The 6,940-nt window shown below is 36.4% G+C and carries 7 protein-coding genes and 5 tRNA genes; all 12 read right to left on the bottom strand.

The window, feature by feature from the left end; translation table 11 throughout:
- Nucleotides 1-312: 312 nt before the first annotated feature.
- Nucleotides 313-389 (bottom strand) — tRNA-Met (locus tag HMPREF9083_RS04745).
- A 1-nt stretch (nt 390) separates the two neighbouring features.
- Nucleotides 391-466 (bottom strand) — tRNA-Thr (locus HMPREF9083_RS04740).
- 20 nt (nt 467-486) lie between these two features.
- A tRNA-Met gene (locus HMPREF9083_RS04735) sits at nt 487-562 on the bottom strand.
- A 5-nt stretch (nt 563-567) separates the two neighbouring features.
- Nucleotides 568-652 (bottom strand) — tRNA-Tyr (locus tag HMPREF9083_RS04730).
- A gap of 3 nt (nt 653-655) precedes the next feature.
- A tRNA-Thr gene (locus HMPREF9083_RS04725) sits at nt 656-731 on the bottom strand.
- A 136-nt stretch (nt 732-867) separates the two neighbouring features.
- A complete protein-coding gene (locus HMPREF9083_RS04720) occupies nt 868-1,098 on the bottom strand; it encodes a DUF951 domain-containing protein (protein WP_007554044.1) in 231 nt (76 codons plus the stop codon).
- Nucleotides 1,099-1,108: 10 nt separating this feature from the next.
- A complete protein-coding gene (locus HMPREF9083_RS04715; RefSeq protein WP_035062857.1) occupies nt 1,109-2,143 on the bottom strand; it encodes a hypothetical protein in 1,035 nt (344 codons plus the stop codon).
- Nucleotides 2,133-3,074, bottom strand: coding sequence for a DNA-binding protein WhiA (whiA, locus tag HMPREF9083_RS04710; RefSeq protein WP_007556261.1), 942 nt, complete (start codon nt 3,072-3,074; stop codon nt 2,133-2,135). The genes HMPREF9083_RS04715 and whiA overlap by 11 nt, the downstream gene beginning before the upstream one ends.
- Entirely contained in the window at nt 3,074-4,408 is a 1,335-nt protein-coding gene (gene yvcK, locus HMPREF9083_RS04705; protein WP_007556260.1) for a uridine diphosphate-N-acetylglucosamine-binding protein YvcK, read from the bottom strand. The genes whiA and yvcK overlap by 1 nt, the downstream gene beginning before the upstream one ends.
- Nucleotides 4,405-5,304, bottom strand: a complete 900-nt coding sequence (rapZ, locus tag HMPREF9083_RS04700; protein ID WP_007556258.1) for an RNase adapter RapZ — start codon at nt 5,302-5,304, stop codon at nt 4,405-4,407. The genes yvcK and rapZ overlap by 4 nt, the downstream gene beginning before the upstream one ends.
- A 1-nt stretch (nt 5,305) precedes the next feature.
- The gene (locus tag HMPREF9083_RS04695) at nt 5,306-6,115 is read right to left on the bottom strand and encodes a Cof-type HAD-IIB family hydrolase (protein ID WP_007556257.1); all 810 of its coding nucleotides are present in this window, start codon (nt 6,113-6,115) and stop codon (nt 5,306-5,308) included.
- Nucleotides 6,116-6,165: 50 nt separating this feature from the next.
- Complete coding sequence (truA, locus tag HMPREF9083_RS04690; protein WP_007556256.1) at nt 6,166-6,900, bottom strand: tRNA pseudouridine(38-40) synthase TruA; 735 nt, start codon at nt 6,898-6,900, stop codon at nt 6,166-6,168.
- Nucleotides 6,901-6,940 lie beyond the last annotated feature (40 nt).

Here is a 6,940-nt window from a genome sequence, read left to right as displayed (position 1 = left end):
CTTTTTCCTCCGTCAAAAAAAAGAATCAATTTCATCACTATTATACATTTTAAAACTGTATTCTACAAGCATTATAGCCGCTATGATTTCATTTTTCCATATAAAATTTATTTTTAAGTTTTTATTTCTCATATTGCATTTTTTCATTGCTTTTACAAGACAAAATCATTATAAATAAAATCTTCACTTTTATCTTAAATAATATTTACAATTTTAAAATATAAAAACAAAACGCAGTTTTATTCAACTGCGTAATTTCAGTATATAAAACTTTAAAAATAAAAAAGACCCTTGGCAAGGATCTTAGTCTTTTGGTGGCGACTCAGAGATTCGAACTCCGGACACAGCGGGTATGAACCGCTTGCTCTAGCCAGCTGAGCTAAGCCGCCATGGAGCTGATAACCAGGATTGAACTGGTGACCTTATCCTTACCAAGGATACGCTCTACCGACTGAGCTATATCAGCATGATTAAGGGATAAAAAAATGGTTGCGGGGGTAGGACTTGAACCTACGACCTTCGGGTTATGAGCCCGACGAGCTACCAACTGCTCCACCCCGCGATATTTGGTGGACAGAGTAGGATTCGAACCTACGAAGGCGATGCCGGCAGATTTACAGTCTGCTCCCTTTGACCGCTCGGGAATCTGTCCATATGGAGCTGGCAATAGGACTTGAACCTACGACCTGCTGATTACAAATCAGCTGCTCTACCAACTGAGCTACGCCAGCACGCAAGTGACAAATGATATTATACACACTTCGGTACATTTTGTCAACAGCTTTTTGTGATTGGTGTTCAATCCCCTATCACACTTCACAATTATATCATTTAAATTTTTTACTGTCTAGATGTTTGATTATTTTTTTAAATATCTTTTCTTGTTTGTATTCCTATATCTATAGTTATATCTCTATTTAAAACTTTTTTTACATTTTTCATGAATTTGGGACGATTTACCAAAGTTATATGTTCACAACCTTTACACCGGACTCTCATGTCGCTTCCGAGTTGCAAAACCTCCCAATTATCCGATCCGCACGGATGCTTCTTTTTCATTTGTACTATATCGCCTACACAAAATTTTATAAATTTCATAGTTCCTCCGTTATTGCGGTATGAGAAGTAAACGTATAGGAAGATTTGATGCACCTGGCGGTGTTAATCTTATTTTCAAATCTTTTCCGGCTTCCCATATCCCCATATTCATATAATCATAAATTGTATTATGTCCGAACATGTCGTTTCTTATTTCCGTATTGTACGGATAATATACATATCCTTGTCCGATTTCAATTATTCCCATATAAACTCCGCCTTGAGGATTCAAGTATACGCTGTACTTGCCTTCTCCTTTGCTGTGAATATTTATATGGTATGTTACTCCGAAATTTCCGGTATTTTCACGTTTCACTTTATCTATTTCATCCATACCTTGTAAAAATACATCTCTTTTGCCGTCACCGATTTTTATTTCTGCAGGCCAGTTAGATATGTTCCAAGGTTTTTCATTTTCAAGGTATATGTCGGATGAAAAAGTTCCTCTCATTTCATGTTTATCTACCGCTATTTCTTTTGCGTTTTTCAGTGAATTTTCGATTTTCCCGATTTTAGGAAGAAATACCACTCCGTAAGTTATTTCATCTTTACTGTATACGTCAACCATTCCCGACACGAGGTATTCGGGTTTTACGTATTCAATTGTATCTTCAAGTATTGTTTTTTCTTTATTTGCAAGTACAATTTCTTTTTTACGCTTTCCTTCTCCGTTTGCAAGACGTTCCGAAAGTGTTTTTCCCGTTGTTATATAGTCTACACTCGCATCTCCTTTTACTATGCGTTTTATTTCCGTTTTTTGATTTGCTTTACCTTGCGCAAATATCGCAATTATTCCGGGTACATATTTATCGTTTACATGGTAGTAATAAATTTTCCCGTTTCCTTTTATTTTCGCTTTTGCAACTATTCCGAATTCTTCAAGGTATTCAGGAGAGTCGGAAAAAAGAAGTTTACCTTCTTGTTTTACGGTTTTCATCTTAAGAGGTTCATAGTTTTTATCTATTAATGCCGTTTCTGCAAAAGCATTTACAGAAAACATCAAAGACATAATTGTAATTATTATTGCCGTTATTTTATTTTTCATATTTTTTCTTTTCTTTTTCTTCAAATCTTTTTACCATACTTGCAATTCGACCGAATCTGTGTGCCATTCCGGATTTCGATATGTGGCACATTTCTGCAAGTTCTTTCATTGATGCGTTCGGGTATGCTACTCGAATTTCACAGGTCTTTCTTATTTCCGGTGATAACGCCAGTATCGGTTTGTATCTCAATAATTTTTTTATATTTTCCATTTGTCTTACGGATGCATCTACAGTTTTTTGTAAATTTGCAGTCTCACAATTTACTTGTCTGTTTATACGATTTCGCATATCTTTTACAACTCTTACGCTTTCGAAATCCAAGTAGCTTTGAGATGCTCCTATTATTTGAATAAATCCGCTTACTCCGTCACCTTCTTTTATGTACACTATGTAATCGCTTTTTCTGTCTGTCAGTTTCCCGTTTAAATCGAAACTGTTCATAATTTTTATTATTTCTTTTGCAAATGCCGATGACTGTGTGACTATTTCAAGGTGATAATCGCCTTGAGGACGATTTACGGTTCCTCCGCCCAAAAACGCACCTGCCAGGTATGCTCTTTTTTCTTCTTGAGTTTTCAGCATGGAGGCATCTTCTACGGGTTTCATCGGATGCAAATTCAATTCTTCTATGAATTTCATACCTTCTTTTGATGGTTGTACTACTAATGTGTACATATTTTTCTTACGAAGTTTTCTTCCTTGTCGTACCATTGCCGAGGGATTGAGTCCGAAATCTTTTTTCAGTGTAACAAGCACTCGTCTTGCAACTGCGTTGTTTCCTGTAGAAAATTCCAGTCCGCTGCTTCCGTACATTCCCGTAACAAATGAACCGCCTATTCTCAAAAGTGAGAGCAGTTCGGCTTTACGTGATTTTTTATCTTCACGCACCAAGTGTGCAAGTTCATTTTTTACTTTTTCGGTAAACGACATTAATCTTTCCTCCGCAAATATTCCGTTAAAAGTTCGGGTTTTATATTTGAATTTAAAAGATTTCCTATGCTGATAATTTTGTCTGCAAGTATATCCATATCATGCACTGCACCTTTTGATTTTCCGATTAAATCGCAAGCTACGAATTGTATGCCCTTTTCTATCAATTTTTCTTCATCTATTTCTACGGGTTTCGAATTTGAAATTGCATATTTTTCTATATTTTCTTCGGAGGGTAAAGCATTGTTTATAAGTACGCAATCTATAATTTTTTTTCCTATATGCTCATATAATGCCTGCACGTGATCGCTTACAGTGTATCCTTCGGTTTCTCCCGATTGTGTCATTACATTACATATGTATATGCAAGGCGCCTTACTTTCCTTTATTGCTTGCATTATTTCTCCCACAGCCAAATTCGGAAGAACGCTCGTATAAAGACTTCCGGGACCAAGTGTAATTATATCCGCTTTACGTATGGCTTCCAATGCCGCTCCTACCGCTATAGGATTTTCCGGAATTGTAGTTATTTTCTTTATTCTTGCAGGATATTCCGCAATTTCGGTTTCACCTTCCACAATTTTTCCGTCCGCCATGAGTGCACGCAATTTTATTTTCTCAGGTGTCGCAGGCATTACTTTACCGCGTATATTCAATACTTTACTTGCAGCTTCAAGTGCAAATTGTACACTTCCGAATTCTTTTATAAGTGCTGCCAAAAATAAATTTCCCAAACTGTGTCCGGAAAGTTCTCCATTTCCTCCGAATCTGTACTGGAAGAGTTGTTCAAGTACGGATTCTTTTTCCGCCATTGCTACAAGGCAATTTCTTAAATCTCCGGGGGCTATTATATCCATTTCTTCTCTAAGTCGTCCGGATGAACCTCCGTCATCTGCAACCGTTACTATTGCAGATAAATTGGATGTTCTTTTTTTCATTCCGCGAAGCAACATCGATAATCCGTGTCCTCCGCCTATCGCAACTACGTGTACTCCCTTTGCAAGTTCAACTTTGCTTATTAACTTTTTGGATAATTCTTTTTGATCCGGTACAAGAAGTTGTAAAAAACGCTTCACCATTTTACGAACAGATACATACATTATGTATATACCTAAAATTGCAAGTAATATACCCGTACCTACAAGGAAGAAATAGTTATAACTTCCCGTCCACACATACAAAAGATATAGAACTTCATCTTCCAATGCACCGAAAAGTTGGTAGTTTATTATTAATGTCGCACCGAAAATCAATATAATAAGGCCTGTTGAAAACAAAATCATCCAACGTTTTATTTGAAGTCCGGGTGACATCCATCTCATTATTTCTTTCATAAATTTTCCTCTGCAACATCATGTTCAATTTTGTTTTTATGAAGATCTCTATGCTCTATATTTACACCGGTATGACTTTTTTTCAAAAATTTTCCGAGTTCTTCAGTGATGTATACGGATCTGTGCATACCTCCTGTGCACCCTATCGCTACCGTGAATTGAGCTTTTCCGGATTTTTCAAATTGATCCGCCATAAATGACATGAAATCAAAAAGATGCTTTTTGAAATCTTTCGTCACTTGTGAGGAGTCTATATAGTCTGCAACTTCTTTTACTCTTCCGGTCCAGTACTTGAACTTGTCTATATAAAAAGGATTGGGCAGACATCGTACATCTATAACCATATCCGCATCTATAGGTATTCCGTATTTAAATCCGAAGGAAAAGACCGTTATTTGCATTTCTTTTCGTCCGGAATTTATTCCGAATCTGTTTTTGAGGTACTTTGTCAGTTCGGATGTCTTCATATTTGTTGTATCTACAATCGTATCGGCTTGTGCACGTATACCGGCCAAAACCTTTCTTTCCTCACGTATACCTTCTTGTATACGCATATTTTTTGCAAGAGGATGCACACGTCTTGTTTCCATGTATCTTCGTACCAATGCTTCATCCGATGCTTCCAAAAATACTACTTCATGAGGTATTCCACGATTTGTCAGTTCGTCCAAAGCTTGAGGAAGTGCATCAAAAAACGATCCGCCTCGAATATCCGTAACTACAGCCACATAGTGCATATTGGCATTACTTTTCCAACATAATTCCGCAAAACGTGCTATAAGTACGGGCGGTAAATTATCTACACAATAATATCCTATATCTTCAAGTTTTTGCATGAAATTCGTTTTTCCGGCACCGCTCATACCGGTTATTACTACAAAGTGAAATTCTTCCATATTATGCCTCCAATACGTACTTTTCTATCGCATGTGCAACTCCGTCTTGATTGTTTGAAAGTGTTGTAAATCTTGCAGATGCTTTTGCAACTTCCGATGCATTTTCAACTGCAAACGACCATGGTGACAATTCAAACATTGAAATGTCGTTTTGTGCATTTCCGAAAGTCATTACACTGTCCAGCGGTATATTACGCTCATTACATAATTTTGTAATAGCGTTTCCTTTGGATACACCTTTTTTATTGAATTCGAAATAATTCGGTTGAGAAATAACACTTCCGGCAACTTTTTCAAATTTTTTACCTACAAGTTTTCGGATTTTTTCCATTACCGATAAATCATTGTCATAAAAAAGTACCTTTGTCGGTGCTTTTTCAGGTGTCCAAAAATCATCTCCGATTACATGTGCCCGTATATTACAAATACGCTCATAGTGATCGGTACGTTCATCTCTGAAAGGTACATAAACTTTGTCGTCAATATATGATTGCATGTACCAATTATTTTCTTTTCCTTCATTTAAAATATCTCTCGCAACGTTTAAATCCATACGTTGGTCCGAAATTATTTTTCCGCTTTCACAAAGTCCTACCATTGAACCGGTATATGCACACAGGGGTACATCTCCTATACCTATAGCTTTCCCCCATTCACGTGCGGAACAAAACATTCTTCCCGTTGCAATTACAATATGAACACCTTTTTCTCTCACTTTAGATAAAACTCTTTTTGTATAATCCGATACGGAAATATCATCACGAAGTAATGTTCCGTCCAAATCAATTGCTATTAAACGAATGTTTTTCATAAATTCACCTCAACTTATACCGATTTAATTCATTATATCACGCATTTATTTCAGTATTGAACACTTATAAGAGTAAGTCCTTGCGGCGGTGCGGTAAAGCCTGCATTACTTCGTTGTTTCGATTTCAAAACGTCGTATAACGAATCCGCATCTCGCTTGTTTTCTCCGACTTCAACCAAAGTTCCTACCATAATACGTATCATACCTTGCAAAAATCCGTCACCGCAAAAACGCAAGTGCAATATGTCGTTTGAAGTCGATATTTCTATGGAGTACACGGTTCTTACTGCGGATTTTTTAAAATGTTTATTGTTGCAAAATGCCGTAAAGTCATGAGTACCTTGCAATATTTCCGCCGCCCGTTTCATCTTTTCAATACAAAGAGGTTTTGCAAATTGCCATATGAAACGCTTCTGAAATACATCTTTATTACTTCCTATACGCAAATTATATTCGTAAATTTTACTTTTTGCATGAAATCTCGAATGAAATTTTTCTTCAACTTCAATGCATTGTTTTATATAAATATCATCGGGAAGAATTTCATTCAATTCATTTTTCAAGTTTTCCGCATTCAAATCATACGGTAAATGTACATTTGCGACTTGACCTTTTGCATGAACGCCGGAATCGGTTCGTCCGGCACCTATGATTTGTACATTTTCACCTGTAACTTTTTCAAAAGCTTTTTCAATTTTACCTTGCAACGTTTCATCGCTATGTTTTTGTTTTTGCCAACCTTCATAACGTGTTCCGTCATATTCAATAATCATTTTGTAATTCATAAGTTCACACTCCGATTTTTTCTCATGTTATAATTATAGA

The sequence above is a fragment of the Dialister micraerophilus DSM 19965 genome, from assembly GCF_000194985.1.
GTDB lineage: Bacteria > Bacillota > Negativicutes > Veillonellales > Dialisteraceae > Dialister > Dialister micraerophilus.
This window is presented reverse-complemented; position numbering and strand designations above follow the sequence as displayed.